Genomic DNA, 20,664 nt, shown 5'->3' with positions numbered 1-20,664 from the left:
CCGTTTTCTCTGCAACAGACAGGGGGCGGGAGTGTTCAAGACCCTGGGCGCCGCGAAGGGGAAGCGGCGCAGAAGATCCATCGGGCAACGCCGATGGAGACGTGGCGTGGCCGTCACGTCGACGGCCGCGCTGTTCACCGGACTACTGGGCACCGACATCGCGGTGGCCGTCGGTGAGCTGAAGCTGCCGGGCCTGGACGAGACCAGGCCGGTGCCGGTCACCGAGGTGAAGCCGGAGAAGGCCAAGGGCCGCGACGACGCCGCACGGGACGCGCGCAACCGGGTTGCGGAGGTCGAGTGGCCCCGGGCGGTCGTCGGCGAGGCCGACCTGCCCGAGCGGCAAGGGACAGCTCGCAAAGCCGGCTCGCTGCCGGTCTCCGTGGGGCTACCCCAGACCAGCGGCAAGACGAGAAACACGGCACCGCCCGAGACCGCGCAGGTCCAGATACTCGACCGTGCTACGACGCGGAAACTCGGCGTCGAGGGCGTCGTCGTGGCCGTGCGCGGCACCGGCGGCGGCGAGGACGGCAAGGTCCGCGTCACCCTCGACTACTCCGGCTTCGCGCAGGCCTACGGCGCCGGCTGGGCCTCCCGTCTCTCCTTCGTCCGGCTGCCGGAGTGTGCGCTGGACGACCCGGACGCCGAAAAGTGCTCCGCGGCCGAGCCTCTGGCTGGCGACAACGACGCCGACGACCAGACCCTGACCGCGGACGTGCCCGTGGACGGCACCGCCGACCTGGCCGGCGACCCGGTCCAGGTCGGCACCCGGACCATGCTCGCCCGCGCGGTAGGCTCCGCCGCCGGGGGCGTCACCCTGCTCGCCGCCACGGCCGCCCCCTCTGGCGGCGGAGGCGACTACAAGGCGACCCCGCTCAGCCCGTCGGGCCACTGGGCGGCAGGCTCCTCCTCCGGCGGGTTCAACTGGTCCTACGACATCCAGACCCCCGAGACGCCCGGCGGCCTCGAGCCGGAGCTGGGACTCGGCTACAACTCGCAGTCCCTGGACGGCCGGACCGCCGCCACCAACAACCAGGCCAACTGGGTGGGCGACGGCTGGTCGATGACCGAGAACTACATCGAGCGCCGCTACGCCTCCTGCAACGACGACAAGTCGGGTGGCAACAACACCGCCAACAACGGCGAACTGTGCTGGCGCAGCGACAACGCGACGATGTCCCTCGGCGGCGAGTCCCACGAACTGGTCCGGGACGACGCCAGCGGCACGTGGAAGCTCAAGGACGACGACGGCACCCGCATCGAGCGGCTGGAGGACACCGCCCGCGCCAATGGTGACAACGACGGCGAGTACTGGCGGATCACCACCACCGACGGCACCCAGTACCACTTCGGCTACCACCGGCTGCCCGGCTGGGCCTCGGGCAATGCTGCGACCAACTCCACCTGGACCGTGCCGGTCTACGGCAACCAGCCCTCAGAGCCCTGCCACAAGGCGACGTTCGCGGACTCCTCCTGCAAGCAGGCCTGGCGCTGGAACCTCGACTACGTCGTGGACACCAACGACAACGCCACCGCCTACTACTACGCGGCGGAGACCAACCGCTACGCCCGCAATGCCAGCCTCACCACCGGGCTCGGCACGGTGACCGCGTACGAGCGGGGCGGCTACCCGCTGCGCATCGAGTACGGCCTGCGCGCCGGGAACGTCTACGGCACCAACGCCGCCGCCGCGAAGGTGGAGTTCACCGTCGCCGAGCGCTGCCTGCCAGACGCCGCGTTCGACTGCGCCCCGTCGAAGATGACCGCCGCCAACGCCAAGCGCTGGCCGGACGTCCCCGTCGACCAGCACTGCCGCGAGGGCGAGGACTGCAAGGCGAAAATCGCGCCGACCTTCTGGACCACCAAGCGGCTGACGAAGATCACGACCAAGGTGCTGGCCGGCGGTTCCTACGCCGCCGTGGACAGCTGGGACCTGCGTCACCAGTTCCCCGACCCGGGCGACGGCACCACCCCGGCGCTGTGGCTGGCGGGCATCACCCGCAACGGGCACACCGCCGAGCCGGCGCAGAAGCTGCCCGAGGTCACCTTCCTGGGCGAGCAGCTCGCCAACCGCGTCGACACCACCGGCGACGGCATCCCGCCGATCACCCGATACCGCGTCCGCCAGGTGAACACCGAGAGCGGATCCAGCATCGGCGTGACGTACTCGGCGCCCGACTGCGTCCCGGGCAACCTGCCCGCGGAGTCGACCAACACCAAGCGCTGCTACCCGGTCTACTGGTCCTCGGCCGACTCCCCGGCCGCCGACTACAAGCCGGTCAAGGACTGGTTCCACAAGTACGTCGTCACCCGCGTCCTGGAGAACGACCTGGTCGGCGGCTCGCCCACCGAGCAGACTGACTACACGTACGTGGGTGGCGCCGCCTGGGCCAAGAGTGACGACGAGTTCACCAAGGCCGAGCACCGCACCTACAGCGACTTCCGCGGCTACGGCGAGGTCCGCACCCAGATCGGCAACGGCACCGACGGCCCCAAGCTGGACAGCCGCACCCGCTACTTCCGCGGCATCGCCGGCGCCAAGGTCGCCGACTTCGAGGGCAACGAGGCCACCGACCACCCGGTGTTCGCCGGCGTCGAGCGCGCCGAGGCCACCTATGAGAGCGGAGCGATCCTGGAGGAGGAAACCACCACACCGTGGCTCAGCGGCCCCACGGCCACCCGCGCCCGCACCGGTCTGTCCGCACTCACCGCCCACCAGACCGACGTGGCCGAGGAGACCTCTCGCAGCCCATTGAAGGGTGGCGGCTGGCAGCGCACCGAATCGGAACGCACCTTCGACACCTACGGCATGCTCGCCACGGAGACCGACCACGGAGACACCGCCAAGACCGGCGACGAGACCTGCACCAGGATGACGTACGCCCGCAACACGGGCGCGAACATCCTGGAGCTGGAGGCCTCAGAGAAGACCACCACCGGCACCTGCGCCGCTCCCGGTGAGCTCATCTCCGAGGAACGGACCTACTACGACGGCACCACCGGCCTGGGCGCCGCGCCGACCAAGGGTAACGCCACCCGCCAGGACGAGAACGACGACAAGGGCACCGGCTTCATCACCGCCGCCACTACGTCGTACGACGCCTACGGGCGGCCGGTGTCGGTGATCGACACACAGAACCGTGCCATGACCACCGAGTACGTCCCGGCCACCGGGATGCCGACGACAATAGTCGTCACCAACCCGCTCGGCCACACGCTCACCACCGAGATCGACGCCAAGCGCGGTGTGGAGACCGCCGAGACCGACACCAACGGCAACCGCACGGACATCGCCTACGACGCCCTCGGCCGGGTGACAAAGGTGTGGGAGCCGGGCCGCGGCAAGGACCAGTACCCGGACTCGCCCAGCGCGGCGTACGAGTACCGCATCTCGCACACCGAGGCACCTGCTGTCACGGCGCGGGAGCTGCGCGGCGACGGCTCGACGGAGACCAGCCACACCCTCTACGACGGCCTGCTGCGCGAACGCCAGACCCAGATGCCCGTGTTGGGCGGCACCGGCGGGCGGGTGCTCACCGAGACGCAGTACGACTCGCGCGGCCTGGAGTGGAAGGTCTACGACGACTACTACGCCACGGGTGACCCGGAGCCCGTCCTCGTGGCGGGCGACGACACCAAGGCGCCCGCGACCGTCCGGATCACCCACGACGGAGCGGGCCGCCCGACCGAGACGGTCGCCCTGAAGTACGGTACCGAGACGCGCCGGGCCGGCACGGTGTACGACGGCAACCACACGACCGTCGTCCCGCCGGAAGGTGACACGGCACGCACCACGGTCACCGACGCGCTGGACCGTCCGGTCGAGGAGATCGAGTACACCAACGAGGCACGTACCGCCTCGCAGTCGACGAAGTACGCGTACGACGCCCGGGGCCTGCTGGAGAGGATCACCGACCCGGTCGGGACCGTGCGCACGTTCGCCTACGACGCCCGTGGGCGGGAGATCCGGTCCGAGGACCCGGACCAGGGCACCACCACGATGACGTACGACGTCCTGGACCGCCGGATGTCCACCACCGACGCCCGGGGCGTGACCCTGACGACGGCCTACGACGCACTCGGCCGCGTGGTCTCGGTCAAGGAGGGATCCACCCTCCGCTCCGAGTGGGTCTACGACACGGTCGCCAAGGGCGAGCTGTCCGAGGCCCACCGCTACGTGGACGGGCAGGCGTACACCCAGAAGGTCACCGGCTACACCAACGACTATCAGCCCACCGGCCTCCAGGTCGTCATCCCCTCCGCACAGGGAAGCCTGGCCGGCACGTACTCCTGGGGGTTCGCCTACAACGACAAGACGGGGCTGCTGATCCAGATCAACCAGCCGGCCATCGGCGACCTGCCCGCGGAGCGGGTGGTCACCCGCTATGACGGGGACGACCAGGCGCAGGGACTGACGGCGGGCGGCCGCATGCTGGTCAACTCGAACGTCTACGATCCGTTCGGGCGCGTGCTCCGTACGGAGTACAACGACCAGTCCCGTCGGCTGTACCGCAGCTGGTCCTACGACGAGCACACCGGTGAGCTGTTGCGCGTCACCACCGACCGAACGCCGGCGCCCCAGCGGGTCGACGATACGCACTACACGTACGACCCGGCGGGCAACGTCAAGCGCATCAAGACGGCGACCGGTCAGAGCGAGGACCTCCAGACCGACACCCAGTGCTTCGCGACCGACGCGCTCCAGCGCCTGACCGAGGCGTGGACATCGACCGACGACTGCGCGGCGGTCCCGTCGAAGGCGACCGTCGGCGGCCCGCGGCCCTACTGGACGTCGTACAGCTACGACGCGCTGGGCAACCGCACCAAGGAGGTCGAGCACGACACCAGCGGTGACACGGCCGAGGACACGGTGCGCACCTACTCCTACGGCCCGTCGGGATCGGGTCAGGGCGGTCCGAACGCACTGACCTCCGTCGAGACGGTCGCGAACGGTACGACCTCGGCCGAGTCTTTCGCCTATGACGCGACGGGCAACACCGTCACCCGTCAGGAGAGCGGCCGGCAGCAGACGCTGACCTGGGACGCGGAGAACCAACTCGCCAAGGTGGAGGAGCCGGGCAGGGCCACCACCGAGTACGTCTACGACGCCAGCGGTGAGCGAATGCTCCGCGAGGACGCCCTCGGGACCACCCTCTACCTGCCCGGCGGCAACGAGCTGCTCCTCCAGCCGGACGGCAAGAAGGCGGGGACCCGCTACTACGACTTCGACGGGGAGACCGTCGCGGTCCGTACGGACGGGCAGCTGGAGTTCCTCTTCGCCGACCACCACGGCACCGGCACGACCGCGATCGACGCCACCACGCAGGAGGTCACGCACCGGTGGCTCGACCCGTTCGGCGCCGAACGCGGCATGCTCTCCGACGTCTGGCCGGTGGACCGGGGCTTCGTCGGCGGCATCACGGACAGCACGGGCTTGACTCAGTTGGGCGCCCGGGCCTACGACCCGGAGCTGGGCCGGTTCATCAGCGTGGACCCGCTGGTCGACTACACCGAGTCGCAGCGGATGAACCCCTACACCTACGCCAACAACAACCCCGTCTCCTTCTCCGACCCGGACGGTCTCTTCTTCGGCAAGATCAAGAACGCCATCAAGAAGACCGTCAAGAAGGTCACCAAGAAGGTCAAGAAGGTCGCCAAGAAGGTCAAGAAGGTCGCTAAGAAGGTCGTCAAGGTCGTCAAAAAGGTCACAAAGAAGGTCAAGCGGGTCGTCAAGAAGGTGGCGCGGGCAGCGAAGAAGGTCCTCAAGCGCACCGTGCGGGTGGTCAAGAAGTACGCCAAGAAGACCTACCGGGCGGTCAAGCGCACCTACGCCAAGGCCAAGAGCGTGGTGAAACGAGGAGTGAAGAAGGCCTCCTCGGTCACCAAGCGAGCGGCGAAGGCCACCTGGTCCGGAGCCAAGAAGGTGGGCAGGGCGGTCACCAGTGAACGGGCCGCGGAGATCCTGGGCCATGTCAGTACCATCACCGGGACCATCGCGGGCGTCGCGGCGATGGTCCCTGGTGGCCAAGGAGTGGCCGCCGCCTTCGGTGCCGCGTCCGCGGCGACGGGCCTGGCGTCCGCAGGCATCTACGCCCTCAACGGCCAGGGCGGGAAGGCGGCCGGCCAGCTCGCCGGTACCGTCGCCGCAATCACGCTTGGCGGCGCGGGCGCCGCCGTCAAGCTGATCAAGGGCAGCGGCGGCATCGCACGAGGAGCCCGAGGGGCGCTCGGCGACGGTCTGTCCGGACCCGGCATCAAGCTCGCCCACAAGGGAACGACCGCTATGGAGCGGGGAGTCGGACGCGCGTCCATCGGCTTGCACACAACGGCCGCGAACGTCGGAGGCTGGATAGGCCTGAGAAAGGAGTTTGCCGGCTGATCCCTCCTGAAGGATTAACCGATGCGGGGTGCCCGGACATCTTCGGGCACCCTGTCGGGCTTCTCACCGCATCCAACCCGTCCACTACACCAAGAGGATCGACATACCCCGCCCATCCCACGAGTTTGTTCTTCCGTTCTTTGGCCTGTGCATCGCCTTCTTCGCACTGAGTTACTGTGCCGTCACCGTGAACTGGCGCCAGCGGACACCCCTAATGTGGATGTTCCTCCCGCTCAGCGGCGGCATCGGCATCGGACTGGCCAAGGGCGAGTCTCTCGACATGATCCTCTTCAGCCTGGGAGCACACTGGCCCTGGCGGCCCTGGGCGCGTTCTCACCACCGCGCAGAGTCAAAGCGCTCAACCGGAGGAAGGGCGGCCGGGGAGCAGGTCGAGCCCAGGGAATTCGAGCCATCGCAGCGGGTGACATGGGCCACGGTCACGGCGATCATTGCTTGGATCTGTGTGTCCTACGCCCTGTTCGGCGGCTGAACCGGCCCACACCGTTTCCCACGGCAAGCGGGGCGGGGCCGCCACGGCACCCCTGTATCCCGGTCGTCCGACGCACCCATCATCCTGACAAGGGGACTGGGGCCGTCCTCCCGGCTCCTGTCCCACCGATCACTTCCGTTCGCCCACCACTGACCCAAGGACCGTCCATCATGTCCCACGCTTCCCGCGAGCTCGCGCTCGTCGTCTTCGTTCTCGGCACCGCCGTCTTCGCACTCAGCTACTACGCCGTCACCGTCAACTGGAAGCAGCGAACGCCACTGCTGTGGGTCGTCATTCCGCTCGCCGGCGGCATCAGCCTCGGGCTGGCCAAAGGGGAGCCACTGAATATGCTCCTGTTCAGCCTCGGTGGAGGTCTGGCAATGCTGTCCCTCATGTTCTTCTTCCCCCGCGGCAGGCGGAAGGAGCTCAACCGCAGGAAGGCGGCCGGGGAGACGATCGAGTCCAATGAGTACGAGCCGCCGTCCTCGGTCGTGTGGACGATACTGGTGGGCGTCCTCGCGTGGGTCTGCCTGTCCTACTTCCTATACAGCGGCTGACCCGCTGTGCGGAACGAAACGGCCCCGCATCCCGGCGGACGCCTGGAGTTCCACGTCCCGGTCGGGGCACGGCTTGTGAGCCTTAGAGGTCGTTTTCGCCCGATGTTTCATCCCGAGATGAGAGGTTTGGCGGCTTCTTTCGGATCGCGCCAGGAGATGGTGTTCTCGCCGGTGAGGCGGCGGGCCATGAGGTTGGTCATGGCTATGTGGATCACGGCTTCGGAGCGGGTGGGCAGGGTCTCGTAGTCGCGGGCCAGGCGCCGGTGGAGCATGAGCCGGCCGTAGGTCCGCTCGACGGCCCAGCGTTTCGGGATCGGGGTGAAGCCCCTGGTCCCGGGCTTGCGGGCGGTGATCTCCATATCGATGCCGAGGGTCGCGGCGTGCTCGACGAGATGCCGGCGGTAGCCGCCGTCGACCCAGGCCTTGCGGATGCCGGAGTGCTGTGCGGCAACCTGATCGAGGAGCCGGTGCGATGGAATCCTGCACGCTCGCCGCGGTGACGAACACGGCGAGGAGGAGTCCGAGCGTGTCGGTGACGATGCTCCGCTTGCGTCCGACGATCCTCTTCCCTGCGTCGTCGCCCTGGCCGGCGGCCGGGACGCTTGTGGAAGTCTTGACGCTCTGCGCGTCGATCACGCAGGCCGACGGCTCGGCATTCCGCCCCTCCTTCTCCCGTAAGCGCTGCCTGAACAGGCCGTTGAGCTGGGTGAATGCGCCCTCATCCGCCCATTTGGCGAAGTAGCCGTAGACGGTGTTCCAGTGCGGGAAGTCGTGCGGCAGGTAGGGCCTGGACCCCGGTGCGGTCCACGTACAAGATCGCGTCCATGATGTCGCGCAGATCATGCCGGGGCGGGCGGCCGAAGGCCAGGGCCCTGCCGCGGCGCTCGAAACGCCAGACAGAGAGCACCGGCTCGATCAACTCCCAGCGAGCATTGGACAGATCACTCGGATACGGACGGCGCCTCGTCATGCTTCCGGCGTACCGCCGCGGACCGAGTGGCTTCGTTCACTTCTGCTGGCCCCTGCTGCCTGTGAGTTCTGGCCCCAGTTAGCGATCTCATAGAGATCGTTTGTTCATTCCAAGTGGCCCCACCGTGGTGGCTTCGTTCACTTCGAGCGGCTGCGTTTGTCCATCCGATCAATTCGGGCGGCAGTTGGGGTCGACGGTGGCCTGTTCTTCAGGAGAAGTGACGTCACCGCATGGAACTGCCCGATGATCGAGCAGATGGTGAAAGGCTTTCCGCAGGAGCAGACGTCCGCTCACGACAGCAGATTGCCCGACCCTCCAAACAAAACATGGCTCTCCTGCCGTATGTGTGGGTGCCGTGACCTGGTCTGATACGTGAAACACGCCGCTTCTGTGATCCTTGAGGTCTCTAGACTCAAGTTGGATCAAGCAGGAAAACGGCGTGTCCCTCTTCAGGATATGGAAGCGGACCCTGACGGCGGAGAACACCGTGGTCGAGGGCGTGCGGATCGATGAGAGCGAACAGTGTGTGGTCGTGTCGGTACGGCCCGATGCCCGCCGCCGGCAGCGGTGCGGGAGCTGCCGGCGCCCGGCGCCCTGGTACGACGCGGGACGGGGGCGCCGCCGGTGGCGGGACCTGGACCACGGCGTGATCCGGGTGTTCCTGGAGGCCGACGCACCGCGGGTGGCCTGCCGCGAGCACGGGGTGACAGCCGCCGCGGTGCCCTGGGCCCGCCACGGCGCCGGACACACCCACGCCTTCGACCAGCAGACCGCCTGGCTGGCCGCCGAATGCTCCAAGACCGCGGGCTGCCCAGCTGATGCGTACCTCCTGGCGCACGGTCGGCAACATCGTCGAGCGGTACGTCGCCGACCGCGACCGGCACACCGACCGGCTGGGCGGGCTGCGCCGCATCGGGATCGACGAGATCAGCCACCGCAAAGGACAGAAGTACCTGACCGCCGTCGTCTGCCACGACAGCGGGAAGGCGGTGTGGATGGCCGACGGCCACGGCAAGAGCGTGCTGCACGCCTTCTTCGACGCTCTCGGCGCCGAACGCGCCGGCCGGCTGACCCAGGTCAGCGCCGACGGCGCCGCCTGGATCGCCGAGATCCTGGCCGAGCGCGCCCCGCACGCGCTGCGGGTGATGGACCCCTTCCACGTCATCGCCCGGGCCACCGAAGCCCTGGATGCCGAACGCCGCGCGTCCTGGAACCGGGCCCGCCGGGAGGCGGGCGACGCCGAACGGGCACGGGCTCTGAAGGACTCCTGCTCCGCGCTGTGGAAGAACGAGGCCGACCTCACCGACCGGCAGGCGGCCAAACTCGCCTGGATCGCCGCCACCGGCCCCCGCCTGCACCGCGCCTGGCGCCTGAAGGAAGCCCTGCGCGCCGTGTTCACCCTCGCCCGCACCCGGCCCAGGTCCGCCCTGAAAGCCCTGGACCGCTGGATCGGCTGGCCCCGCCGCTGCCGCATCGACACCTTCGTCGACCTCCAGCGCCGCATCCGCCGGCACTACAACGCCATCCGCGCCGCCCTGACCACCGGCATGTCCAACGGACTGATCGAGTCCACCAACACCAAGACCCGCCTGATCATCCGCCGAGGCTTCGGCTTCCACACCGCCGAAGCCATCACCGCCCTCGCCATGCTCACCCTCGGCGGCCACGGACCCCACCTACCAGGCCGCCAAACCGCCTGACCCCACCCACGGAAGCGGCAGGAGAGCCCGTTTTCGCCGGGTGTCCCGTCAGGACGAGGGCCTGGTGGCCCGGTAGCGCACCGGCAGATCGAGGAGTCCACGGGCGCGCAGCGAGGGCCGCCACCGCGCTTCCTTCTCGGTGAGTTCGAGTTCCTCGAACCGCTCCAGGAGCGCTGCGAGGGCGATCTCGGTCTCGGCTCGTGCCAGGGGCGCACCCAGGCAGTAGTGGATGCCGTGGCCGAGCGCCAGGTGTCCGGCGGCATCGCGGCCGAGGTCCAGGCGGTCCGGGTCCGGGAAGCGGTCCGGGTCTCGGTTGGCGGCGGACAGGGACAGCAGGACCGTCTCGCCCTCAGGAATCTGGACGCCGCCGATCGTCACATCCTGGGTGGGGAAGCGTCGGATGGCGAGCAGGGCCGGCCCCTCGTAGCGGGCGAACTCCTCCACGGAGGCGTGTATCCGGGACGGGTCCTGCCGCAGTAGGCCCATCTCGTCGGGATGCTGCAGCAGGGTCTGTATCGCGTTGCCGATCAACTGGACGGTGTTCTCGTAACCGGCGAAGAGAACGAGGAAGGCCAGGGACATCAACTCGTCCTCGGTGAGCCGGTCGCCCTCCGTGTCCCGCACGGCGATCAAGTCGGACAGGAGGTCCTCGGCCGGCTCGCGCCGCTTGTGGGCCATGAGCTCCTTGAAGAAGCCCAGCATGGCCACGATGGCCTCCTTGGCGGCCTGAGGACGGCCCGGCTCCGGGGCGATCAGCGCTGTCGTCCAGGCGCGGAAGTCCCGCCGGTGGCTGTCCGGGACACCGAGAAGATCGCAGATCACCGTGATCGGCAGGGGGGCCGCGTAGGACGTGATCAGGTCTGTGGTGCCCTGCTCCCCCAGAGCGTCCAGGAGCCGGTCGGCGGTGGCGCGAATCGGTGCGCGCAGCTGCTCGACCCGCCGCTGGGTGAAAGCCCGTCCGACAAGACGACGCAGACGGGTGTGGTCGGGCGGATCCATGTTCAGGAGGTTGGCGTCCAGGGCCGGAGGCAGTGACAGCCCTCGGTAGTTGCCCTCGCGCGCATGCGTCTTGTCCAGCGACAGGCGCGGATCGGCAAGGGCGGCGCGAACATCGTCGAACCGGGTGACGAGCCAGGCAGGTTGCCCATCCGTTCCCGTGATGCGGTGCACCGGGGAAGTGGTCCGCAGCCGACCGTAGACATCGTATGGGCGGGTCATCAAATCGTCCGCAAGATCCATACGGCCACCCTAGCTGCTCCCGTTCGGCCTCTCCCGGGCTCGATCCCGGGCACCGGACAACGCCGGTCCAATACCGCTTCCCACACTCCCACGCGTCCCATACAGCGGGCGACGCCCGGCCAAGAACCCCCGGGCGATGGCTGCACCCCGCTACCGTGATGGGGTGATCCCCTGCTGCTTCCACATGAAGGGGCGGCGCCCGACTCGGTATCGTCCCGGCGAACGCAGGCCCGACCCGCAGCCTCTTCGAAGAGAATTCCCTGGAACCGGACGGACCGGACCTCGGCGATGACGCTGCGGCTGCCGGTCTTCAGCGACAGCGAGTGGACGGCCGGCGTCCGCTGACCGAGCTGCGGGCAGCCCGCTCCGGCGGCGGCTCCGAGACGACCGTCGGCCGGGAGAGCGTCACCACGGCCGAACTTCCGGTCGAAGAGGCGTACTTCACGGGCGGCAGTCTGCCCACCGACCCGCTGCACCTCCAGCCGCCCGCCGGCCAGCGCCGAGTTGCTGGTCGGCGCGGTGGGGCGGGCCACCGCCCACGCATGGCGCATCGCAGGAGGCAGGCGAGCCCCCGTCGAGCGGCCGGCGCTGGTACGGCGGGGACGGCGGGCTCTGCGATACGCCACGATCAGCCCCAGCAGGATCGGTGCATCGACCGCGCTGCACTCCTCCTGGCCGGAACATCGTGGTGACCTTTCGCCGAGAAGGGCCTCAAGGAGGTTGCAGCGGTGCGTATGGGGAAGTGGTGAAGAGTTCACGCACGATTCCCGGTACCCGGGTTCGGCAACGGAGTTTCGAACGAGCCCGTTCGGCGCTTCCGCACGACCCCGGTGCCAGACATGCGATGGGAGACCAGCCCACGATGTTCGATCAGGTACGGAACAGAGTACGGACAGCCGCGCTCGCCCTCTCGGCCGTCACAGCCCTCACCCTCGGTACGACCGGAGCGGCGGCGGAGACCGCTCCCGCCACACAGGGGCCGACCTCGGTGGTCTACGTCGAGGTGAACAGCAACAGCCTCCTGAACGTCGGCAAGTACACGCTCGCCGACGGCGGCGGCAACGCCTTCGACGTCGCCGTGATCTTCGCGGCGAACATCAACTACGACACGAGCACGAAGTCGGCGTACCTGCACTTCAACGAGAATGTGCAGCGCGTCCTCGACAACGCGGCCACGGAGATACGGCCGCTCCAGCAGCAGGGCATCAAGGTCGTGCTCTCGGTGCTCGGCAACCACCAGGGCGCAGGGTTCGCCAACTTCACCTCCCAGCAGGCGGCGTCGGCGTTCGCGAAGGAGATGTCGGACGCCGTGGCCCAGTACGGCCTCGACGGTATCGACTTCGACGACGAGTACGCCGAGTACGGCCGCAACGGCACGGCCCAGCCCAACGACAGTTCGTTCGTGCACCTGGTGAAGGCACTGCGGGCGAACATGCCGGACAAGATCATCAGCCTCTACAACATCGGTCCGGCAGCCTCGCGCCTGTCCCACGACGGCGTCGACATCTCCTCCGCGTTCGACTACGTCACGAATCCGTACTACGGCACCTGGGGGGTCCCCCGCGTCGCGCTGCCCAAGTCTCGGTTGTCGCCGGCGGCCGTCTGGATCGGCCGCACCTCGCCGAGCACATCCGCCTACCTCGCCCGCCGCACCGTCACCGAGGGCTACGGCGTCTATCTCACGTACGACCTCGACGGCGCCGATCGCAGCGCCGACATCTCCGCCTTCACCAGGGAGCTGTACGGCAGTGACGCCGTCTACACGCCGTAGGCCGCCCGTGCGTCCCGGCACGGGTCCCGTTCCCCGGCCGGCCCGCCCCGTCCCCTAGCCCCGCGCCCGCACAGGCGCTTTGACAACGATGTCCGAGCGCCCTCTGAACGGAGTTCACACGCCTGCCTGCTGCCTCGCGAAGGGGCAGCAGGCAGGCCCTTGCCCCTCGGCGAGAAGGAAGATCCCCCGGCCGGTGGGCGTCCAGCCCGTCGAAGACCGGACGACGGCTCCCCCGGCCCTGGCGGCGGATCGTCGATGCCGGACTCGGCCCGCGATCCGCAACCGCCGATCCGGTCCCCGGCCGGAATCGCCCCCGCCGCGACGGCCAGCCGGGCCGGTGCGGCGACAAGGCCGAGCACCCCGCGACGGGTTGACGGGCCGTGGTCCGGCCGGGGGTCGCCGTGACCGGCGCTCCGGACCTGCGAGGGGCGCCCATCCGATGCCCGGTCTGCCGTTACAGCATGCCGACGGACCCGAGCAGGCCGTTGATGGAGAGAACCGCCGAAGAGGTGAATTACCCGGTAAACAGGTATTTTCATGGGTAGTTCCCGGCTGGTCGGTTCACGAGAAGCGACCGAACCACCGGGAGCGACGAGACCGGTAGACGGTCCTGCCGCTGCCGGTCGTCGAGAGGCGGATGCCCGTGAGCATGTTCCAGACCGGCAAACTCCAGCTGAGTTCCTCGAACCCCGTCGCCACCGTGGGTGGGGACACGTCCTCCTTCACGCAGGTCACCTTCCCCGCGGCGTTCCCGGACGGGTCCTCGGTGGTGGTCGTCCCGTTCGTCCAGACCTTCAACGGCCCCGACAGCCCCGGACTGCGCATCGCCGACGTCACCACCGTCGGCTTCAAGATCCGGATCAACGAACTCCACGCCCACGGCAAGGTCACCGCCGACGGGACGCACACCACCGAGACCGTCGGCTGGATCGCCGGCACCGTGTGAGCGGGACCGCGTAGCGGACCGCCGCGCCGGGAGCTTCCGGGACGAAGCCCCCGGCGCTTCACGTGCTGTCGCGACCTCATCCCGCCTTCGGCGCCCGCGACCGGGTGCCCGGGTGTGGGTAGGGAGCCGCGGAGACACCGCCGGCCCGGGCGGAACCGGAAGCGCCACCCGGGCCGGTCCCGGCCGTCAGCCGACGTTGCCGGCCAGGGGGACGGTGAAGCGCTTGACCACCGTCACCGAATCCGCCGATGCGTCGGCGGGGCCCCCGGTGGGAGGCGTCGCCGGGCACGGCTTGTCGAGTGAGGTATAGGCGAGGACCGCGTTGAAATGGGTGCCGTAGGTCGTCGAATAGGTGGCGGCGCCCTTGAAGTCCAGGCTCCTGGTCGAGCTGTTCAGCGAGAACCCGGAAGGGAGCGCGGGAGCGCCGCTCTTCGACTGGGCCTTGACGAGCGTCGGGTACATGTCCGAGAACACCATGTGCATGGCGCCGATCCTCATCGCTATCACCTTCCCGCTCAGCTTCGTGGTCAGGGAGAGCTTTCCGGTGGCCACCTTGCCCACGAGGTCCCCGTAGACGCAGGCCCGCGTCATCGGCGGGACGTCGACGTTCTGGGAGGGGAGGGTGTACGTGTCGGTTTCCGACGCGGTCTGCGCCGTGGCCGTCGAGTAGGACACCGTGTTCACGGTCTCCGACCCGACACTGACCGCATCCGAGAGCTTGAATGTAGCGGACACCTTGTTGGCACTTGAGAAGCCGTTGGTGACCGTGACGGTGGTGGCGGTGGTCTTGGCCTTCGACAGCGGCTGGCTCGTGAGCTTCTGCTGCAGGGACGTGCGGTTGTCCATCGACGCCGTGCCCACGAAGAGCAGGCTGACATCCGAAACGTCCGGCGTGCCGACCCCGGTGACCTGCGTCCCGCTCGCCGACAGTGCGGGTATGACGCCGACGACACTCCTGTCGACGTGCCTGTACTGCGCCAGCAGCGCGGCGTCCAGATCCGGGATGGCCGTCGCCGCGGACGCGGGCGTCGCCGCGACCAGCGCCAAGGACGCTCCCCCCACCAGCGCACAGCTGACTTTCCTCGAAGCCTTCAGCACAGTTCCTCCCGATGATGTCGGCTCGAGCACGCGCGGCCACGGAGAACCGCCGCACTCGACCCCGGTCAGTTACCAACAGCGTTCCCGCTGAACATATTTGGCAGGTCCAACGAGCCGTTGAAGGTGCTCGGAAAGATACAGGCACACGACCCGATCGCGACCAGCCAGAACGGAAGAATTGAGCAAGATCTGAGATTACCAAACGGTAGTTTGCAGCCTCACCCATGCTGCTGAACCGAACCACCCGACATCCGTTGGATGGTGACGGCCACCCCCGCGACGCACTCATTCACCGTCCATGACCAGAGGGAAACCCCATCGGATTTCCAGGAACAGCCAGGTCAAACCGGACCCGGGTTATTCGGACACCAGGCGCTACGGAAATCAGACACCCTCCCGAGAAACCATCGATGCGCCTTGACCGACGTCAGGGCGCTGATGTTGCCTTTGGTGACAGCGGCGAGGGCGTTCGGCGAACGGGGAAATCCCGGGAACCGACGTGCTCCAGGCGGGCCCCGCTTGGGCGATGGGCGCGAGTGGGACGTGCTTCGGACGCCCCCCCTGAATTCACTGCGACGGACGGAGAGCCGCCGCAGTCACCGGAACGAGGAGACGGTACTCATGTCATGGTTCGACGAGAAGGACTTCGGCGGGGCCAAGTGGCCGGGAGGCTGGACGGTCGACATCCCGAAGTTGAAGACCGGCCGGAACCCTTTCGCGAATGGACTGCGGGACTTCGGCGCGTCGGCGACCACGGCGTTGAAGAAGGCGGTGGAAGCAGCCTGCGACGCCTATCTGGAGGCACTTGCCGACCCCGAAGTCTCAGCGGAGGACACCTACCTGGCATCGCGTGAGATAGGCAAGGTGGCCGGGGCCACCCGGGCCCAACCCATGGAGCTGGCCAGATCGGCGATGCCGGGCGGGCCACTCGTCTCGGACTTCGCCGTGAAGGGACTTCACTACACGCTGGAGTACACCGACGCGAAGCGGCTCTGGGAGATACGGCACAGCGACCTGGTGCCCTGGCCGTACGACGCCAGCGCCAAGAAGCCCGACTACGCCTCGCGGCAGCACACCACCATGGACATGATCAAGCGCACTCGCAAGGCCGGCCGGGAGGAGGTCAAGGACGTCATAGCGCGGGAGAGCGAGAAGGCGCAGCGGCAACTCGGAAAGCAGGACATCGCGGAGGCGACTATTCGCACCCACAAGGAGGCAGCCACCTTCTACGAACTCTCCACCCACGTCGGCGACCATGTGCGGGTGACGGACCGCGAACTGGGCCAGATCCCGGGGCAGATCGCCGCAAGCGTTCGCGACAAGGGCGAATCCTATCTCGGCAAGACCGTGCGGGTGGTCGTGAACCTCCGGGACAACACATCGCTGTACGACGCCAAGGGCAACCCGGTCAGCATCAAGAGCAAGGACATCACGTCCGAACTCGACGCGCTGGACGGCAAGCTGGCCTTCAGCTACGTGAACCTCGTCTTCCCGCCGGAGATCATCGTCGACGGCCTGACCGTCGAGAGCGGTGTGGTCAACCTGGCAGCCGAGGGCAGCGGGGGCAAGCGGACGTTCACCTGGCTCCGGCACTGAACCCGGCGGACCGCCCTCCCGGGGCCGCCCAACCACCGCGGAGCCCCCCGCCCGCTTCGGGCGGGGGGCTCCGCTCCCGCCCCGTGCCCAGGCCGCGCCGAGAGGGAGCCGGCATCTGACGCGTGCACCGGGCCCCAGACGCGACGGCTGCGGACCGGTGCCGGATCACGCCTGGAGTCACCCCGGAGCTGCGGCACTTGTGCGTACCGCCCGGGCGCGGCTGTACGACGTCGGCTCGGGGAAGCCCGACACGCCCCGGGGTGTCCCGGCCTGCGCCCTCGGCACGCGCGGGTATGCGGTCGCAGCCTGCGTCACCCCGGGGCGTGTCGGGCTTCCCGGCGGTCGGCGACGAGCAGGGCCAGCGCGGGCACGAGGGTGAAGCCGTAGATGACGAGCAGCCAGCCGAAGGAGGAGGCGAAGGCGTCCGGGGTCAGTCCGTGGTATCGGTGTGCGGCCCGGTCCAGCAGCACCGTCACCACGGCCAGGGCGACGGAGCCGCCGATGCGCTGGATGAGGTTGAGCTGTGCGGAGGCGTCCGGGATGGACTCGGCGCGGATCGACTGGTAGGCCCTGGTCATGGCGGGCACGATGGTCAGGCCGGTGCCCAGGCCCCGGACCGCGAGGCTCACGCAGAGCAGGGGGTAGGGCGTGGTCGCGGACAGGCCGGTGAGCGGCACGGTGGCGAGCATGGTGAGCCCGACGCCGATGACGACGGTGGCGCCTCCTCCCACGCGCTTCATCAGAACGCGGCACAGCCAGGACGCGGCGACCACTCCGATGCCTCCCGCGGACATGAGGAGGCCGGTCGTGACGGGCGACTCGCCGCGCGCCGACTGGAAGTACAGCGGGATGAGCATCATCGGCGAGTACAGCACGAAGCCGAGGCAGAAGATGTTGATCGCAGCCGTCCGGTAGACATGGTGTCCGAACAGGCGCACGTCGAGCAGGGGGAAGGCGGCGCGCAGTTCCCGGATCACGAACACCGCACCGCTCAGCACGGCGAGGAGCAGTGGGACGAGCAGGTCGGCGGAGGCGGTCCAGCCGAGCCCGGAGAAGGCGCGGACGGCCAGGACGGTGCAGACGGTGAAGGTGGCCGAGGACAGCAGGCCCACCACGTCCAAAGGCCTCGCCTGCCGGCTGTGCGGGGGATCCGGCCGCACCCGGCGCAGGGTCACCAGGACGAGGGCGGCGCACAGGGGGATGTTCACCGCGTAGACCGCGCGCCAGCCCCCCGCCTGGACGAGCAGGCCCCCGATCGTGGGGCCGAGCAGGGGGCTGATGAGCATCACGCTGCCGTTCAGCCCCTGCACCCGGCCCAGTTGTTCGCGGGGCACTCCACGGGTGAGCAGGATGGTCGACGCGGGGACGAGCACTCCGGCGGCGGCTCCCGACAGGGCGCGGGCGGCCGTCAGTTCCGGCAGCGTGCTGCTGAGCGCGCAGGCTGCCGAGCCGAGCAGGAAGAGGCTGGCCGCCCCGGTGAAGACGCGTTTGACCCCGAAGCGGGTGACGAGCCAGCCGGTGGCCGGCATGAGGGCTGCCAGGGCGAGGAGGTAGGTGGTCACCGCCCACTGCACCCGGCTGATGCTGCCGAGATGGGCAGCGGTGTCGTGCAGTGAGACGTTGACGATCGTGGTGTCGAGCAGGGCGAGGAAGTTGCCGGTGATCGCCACGGCGGAGGTCCACGCGGTGGGGGCGGGCGGCCTGGCCGCCTCTGCGGCGGGGGCACCGGCGGACCCCGCGGCGGGGGTGCCGGCCGCATCCGCGGCGCGGTCTTCCGGCGGGGGGTGCGGACCTGCTCCCCGCACTCCCCGCTCCCCCGCTCCGGCCCGGGGGTGCGCCCGGGGATGCGTGGACGGCCGGGTCGTCCCGGGGAGCTGCTCCCGGGGCTCCCGGGGTCCCGGGGGGTGCCCGACCGGTTCGGGGGTTCCGGAGAGTTCCGGCGAGCCGGGCGAGCCGGCCGAGCCGTTGTCGGTCTGTTCGGTCGTCGACATGCGGGGCGTCCTTCGGGGTCCGCGGGGCAGGGGTCGGGTCAGTACGCGTCGCCCAGAGCGTTCGCGACGTCGTCGAGGAGCGCCTCGGCGGCCTCGCGTGCTCCCGGGCGGTTGCGGCATGCAAGGGTCAGCTCGGTCGAGTCCCCTGCCTGGCAGGCACTCACGAACATCTCGACGTAGGGCACGAGCATGGGGAGGGTGTAGAAGGCGGTGGGCCGAAACCGGTCGGTGCTCAGCCCGCCGGTGTCGATCGGGCCGTGGTCGGAGATGATCGCCGTGCCGGGGAAGTGGGAGCCCTCAGGGGCCCACGCCTCGCTGATGGTGTTGGCGAAGGGGTTGCTCCGCCGGAAGTCCCCGGCGAGCGACGCGACCTCGTGCTTGCGGAGCAGGGCGCGGATGAGTTCGCCGTGCACCCGCTTCCAGTCGTCGTCGCGGTGGACGTCCAGCACCAGTCGTGAGGTGAGGTTCGCGGTGGAGCGCACCGAGGGGTCGTGGCGGCGCAGGTCGACGGGCACGATCAGGCGCCCCGTGTCCGCGGTGATGCTCCTAGAGAGGGCGGCGGCCACCCGGGCGGTGATCGCCGAGGGGCGTGCGGGTATCCGGCGCCGGCTCCACAGGGGCGTGCCGTCGGGCGGCCCGGATCCGAGGATCGCGGGCTGCCCCTGGAGCCGGCCTGGCGGCTTCAGGGGGGGTACCCGCCCGGCGGCGGTACGGAAGTGGCCGTCGTCGACGTCCGAGAGGGCGCCGAGGGGTTCCTCACCCCGCAACGCCCGGAAGACGTCGGCGATCCAGTGGCGCAGTCCCCGGCCGTCGGTGACGACATGGCTGGCGCGGACGACCAGGCGGGTGGCCGGTCCTTCCTCGATGCCGACCTCGCAGACGGGACCGGTCACGACGTCGAGGTCCCGGTGGTAGAAGGGCGCGCGGAGGTCCCCCGCCCCGGCGAGTTCCACGACCGGGGGGAAGGGGCCGTCCGCGCGCCAGAGAGCGGCCCGCCGGCGGACGGCGAGTCCGGGGTTGGCGCGTGTGGCGGTGTGCACGGCTTCCCGCAGGGCGCCGGGGCCGATGTGGCCCTCGCCTTCGACGACCATCTGGATCAGCTGTGGGCAGCCTGCAGCCGAGGCGGTGAGATAGCCGCGTTCGATCGGTGAGATGCGGCGGGTGTAGGGCCGTTCGGCCTTGGGCTCGGAGGTGGCGGTCATCCTTGCTCCAGGGTGGTCGGATCGCCGCTGCGGGCGGCGCGTGCGGTGGGGGACGGCCGCCACCACCACCTCACCGCCGCGGGCCGGGTGCCGGCGAGGGCGAGGTGGGTGCTGGCGCCGAAGGTGGTGGAGCACACCAGGTAGGGGGGGATGTTGGTGGGGCGCCATCCCGGTCTCCAACCGGGCAGCCGCACCCCCGCGAAGGTCTCCTTGGTGAGGTGTGAGGCCTTGATGAGCGCCTCGCACTCGGCGAAGTCCCGCAGCTGGGCGGGTTCCGCCCGGCCGAGGAGGGAGCCGAGCCACCGCAGGGCGGCGGGCCGGTCCCGTTCGTCCTGGAGGTCCACTCCCACGTGCGGGCCTGCCGACAGGGCCACGGCGCTGAGGGTGCCGCAGTGCGTCACCGAGGCGGTCAGGCCGTGGTCGGGCAGGCTCCAGCGCAGGTGCCGGTCGCGCGCGAGATCGCGTGCGGTGACGGCGAGCCCGTTCAGCTCGCCGACCGCGGCGATGACCAGCGAGCGTCCGGAGCCGTTGAGGCGGTGGCCCGTGCGGTCGCTGGGCAGGTGGGGGTGGCGGGTGATCAGGCAGTCGATGACGTACGGCCGGGCGCGGCCGCGGGAGCCGCACCGCGCGTCCTGTCCTCCCCTCGTGTCGTGATGTTCCTCAAGCGCCGGCCGGTGTTCCACGGGTACCTCCACGGTGGGTCGCGTTCTGCCCTGCCCGGTAGCGGC

The 20,664-nt window shown here is 69.4% G+C and carries 10 protein-coding genes and 2 pseudogenes; 6 read left to right on the top strand and 6 right to left on the bottom strand.

The genetic code is table 11. From position 1 onward, the window contains the following. Positions 1-106: 106 nt before the first annotated feature. Complete coding sequence (locus SCWH03_RS22320; RefSeq protein ID WP_254076944.1) at positions 107-6,376, top strand: RHS repeat domain-containing protein; 6,270 nt, start codon at positions 107-109, stop codon at positions 6,374-6,376. Between the two features lie 660 nt (positions 6,377-7,036). Continuing rightward, positions 7,037-7,423 (top strand): hypothetical protein, encoded by a 387-nt coding sequence (locus SCWH03_RS22315; protein WP_173266075.1) that lies wholly within the window; start codon positions 7,037-7,039, stop codon positions 7,421-7,423. Between the two features lie 107 nt (positions 7,424-7,530). On the opposite strand, the pseudogene SCWH03_RS22310 reads toward SCWH03_RS22315, so the two are convergent. Further along, positions 7,531-8,393 (bottom strand): annotated as a pseudogene (locus tag SCWH03_RS22310) (IS5 family transposase). Between the two features lie 439 nt (positions 8,394-8,832). Between SCWH03_RS22310 and SCWH03_RS22305 the strand changes: the two are divergent. Beyond that, positions 8,833-10,093, top strand: a pseudogene (locus SCWH03_RS22305) (ISL3 family transposase). Positions 10,094-10,141: 48 nt separating this feature from the next. Here the strand turns inward: SCWH03_RS22305 and SCWH03_RS22300 are convergent. After that, on the bottom strand, positions 10,142-11,332 hold the full coding sequence (locus tag SCWH03_RS22300) for a cytochrome P450 family protein (RefSeq protein WP_173266074.1): 1,191 nt from the start codon (positions 11,330-11,332) through the stop codon (positions 10,142-10,144). A gap of 862 nt (positions 11,333-12,194) precedes the next feature. Here SCWH03_RS22300 and SCWH03_RS22295 point away from each other — a divergent pair. After that, complete coding sequence (locus SCWH03_RS22295) at positions 12,195-13,103, top strand: endo-beta-N-acetylglucosaminidase H (protein ID WP_173266073.1); 909 nt, start codon at positions 12,195-12,197, stop codon at positions 13,101-13,103. Between the two features lie 649 nt (positions 13,104-13,752). Then, positions 13,753-14,049 (top strand): hypothetical protein, encoded by a 297-nt coding sequence (locus SCWH03_RS22290; protein ID WP_254076949.1) that lies wholly within the window; start codon positions 13,753-13,755, stop codon positions 14,047-14,049. A gap of 186 nt (positions 14,050-14,235) precedes the next feature. On the opposite strand, the gene SCWH03_RS22285 is transcribed toward SCWH03_RS22290, so the two are convergent. Then, positions 14,236-15,096 (bottom strand): ETX/MTX2 family pore-forming toxin, encoded by an 861-nt coding sequence (locus SCWH03_RS22285; protein ID WP_173266071.1) that lies wholly within the window; start codon positions 15,094-15,096, stop codon positions 14,236-14,238. A 672-nt stretch (positions 15,097-15,768) separates the two neighbouring features. On the opposite strand from SCWH03_RS22285, the gene SCWH03_RS22280 reads away from it, so the two are divergent. Beyond that, the gene (locus SCWH03_RS22280) at positions 15,769-16,743 is read left to right on the top strand and encodes a hypothetical protein (RefSeq protein WP_173266070.1); all 975 of its coding nucleotides are present in this window, start codon (positions 15,769-15,771) and stop codon (positions 16,741-16,743) included. Positions 16,744-17,054: 311 nt separating this feature from the next. On the opposite strand, the gene SCWH03_RS22275 is transcribed toward SCWH03_RS22280, so the two are convergent. The 3 genes from SCWH03_RS22275 to SCWH03_RS22265 all read right to left on the bottom strand — a co-directional run bounded on the left by SCWH03_RS22275 (position 17,055) and on the right by SCWH03_RS22265 (position 20,619). Then, entirely contained in the window at positions 17,055-18,413 is a 1,359-nt protein-coding gene (locus SCWH03_RS22275; protein ID WP_254076943.1) for a DHA2 family efflux MFS transporter permease subunit, read from the bottom strand. 359 nt (positions 18,414-18,772) lie between these two features. Beyond that, a complete protein-coding gene (locus SCWH03_RS22270; protein ID WP_173266068.1) occupies positions 18,773-19,936 on the bottom strand; it encodes a hypothetical protein in 1,164 nt (387 codons plus the stop codon). Continuing rightward, positions 19,933-20,619, bottom strand: a complete 687-nt coding sequence (locus SCWH03_RS22265; protein WP_216854783.1) for a 4'-phosphopantetheinyl transferase family protein — start codon at positions 20,617-20,619, stop codon at positions 19,933-19,935. Before SCWH03_RS22265 ends, SCWH03_RS22270 begins: the two co-directional genes overlap by 4 nt. Between the last annotated feature and the right edge of the window lie 45 nt (positions 20,620-20,664).

The organism is Streptomyces pacificus, assembly GCF_011766325.1.
Taxonomy (GTDB): domain Bacteria; phylum Actinomycetota; class Actinomycetes; order Streptomycetales; family Streptomycetaceae; genus Streptomyces; species Streptomyces pacificus.
This window is presented reverse-complemented; position numbering and strand designations above follow the sequence as displayed.

What these genes read in the sequence shown, in the direction of transcription:
- SCWH03_RS22315 (WP_173266075.1), top strand. Translation starts at nt 7,037, where the DNA reads ATGTCCCACGCTTCCCGCGAGCTCGCGCTCGTCGTCTTCGTTCTCGGC.
- SCWH03_RS22300 (WP_173266074.1), bottom strand. Translation starts at nt 11,332, where the DNA reads ATGGATCTTGCGGACGATTTGATGACCCGCCCATACGATGTCTACGGT.
- SCWH03_RS22295 (WP_173266073.1), top strand. Translation starts at nt 12,195, where the DNA reads ATGTTCGATCAGGTACGGAACAGAGTACGGACAGCCGCGCTCGCCCTC.
- SCWH03_RS22290 (WP_254076949.1), top strand. Translation starts at nt 13,753, where the DNA reads ATGTTCCAGACCGGCAAACTCCAGCTGAGTTCCTCGAACCCCGTCGCC.
- SCWH03_RS22280 (WP_173266070.1), top strand. Translation starts at nt 15,769, where the DNA reads ATGTCATGGTTCGACGAGAAGGACTTCGGCGGGGCCAAGTGGCCGGGA.
- SCWH03_RS22270 (WP_173266068.1), bottom strand. Translation starts at nt 19,936, where the DNA reads ATGACCGCCACCTCCGAGCCCAAGGCCGAACGGCCCTACACCCGCCGC.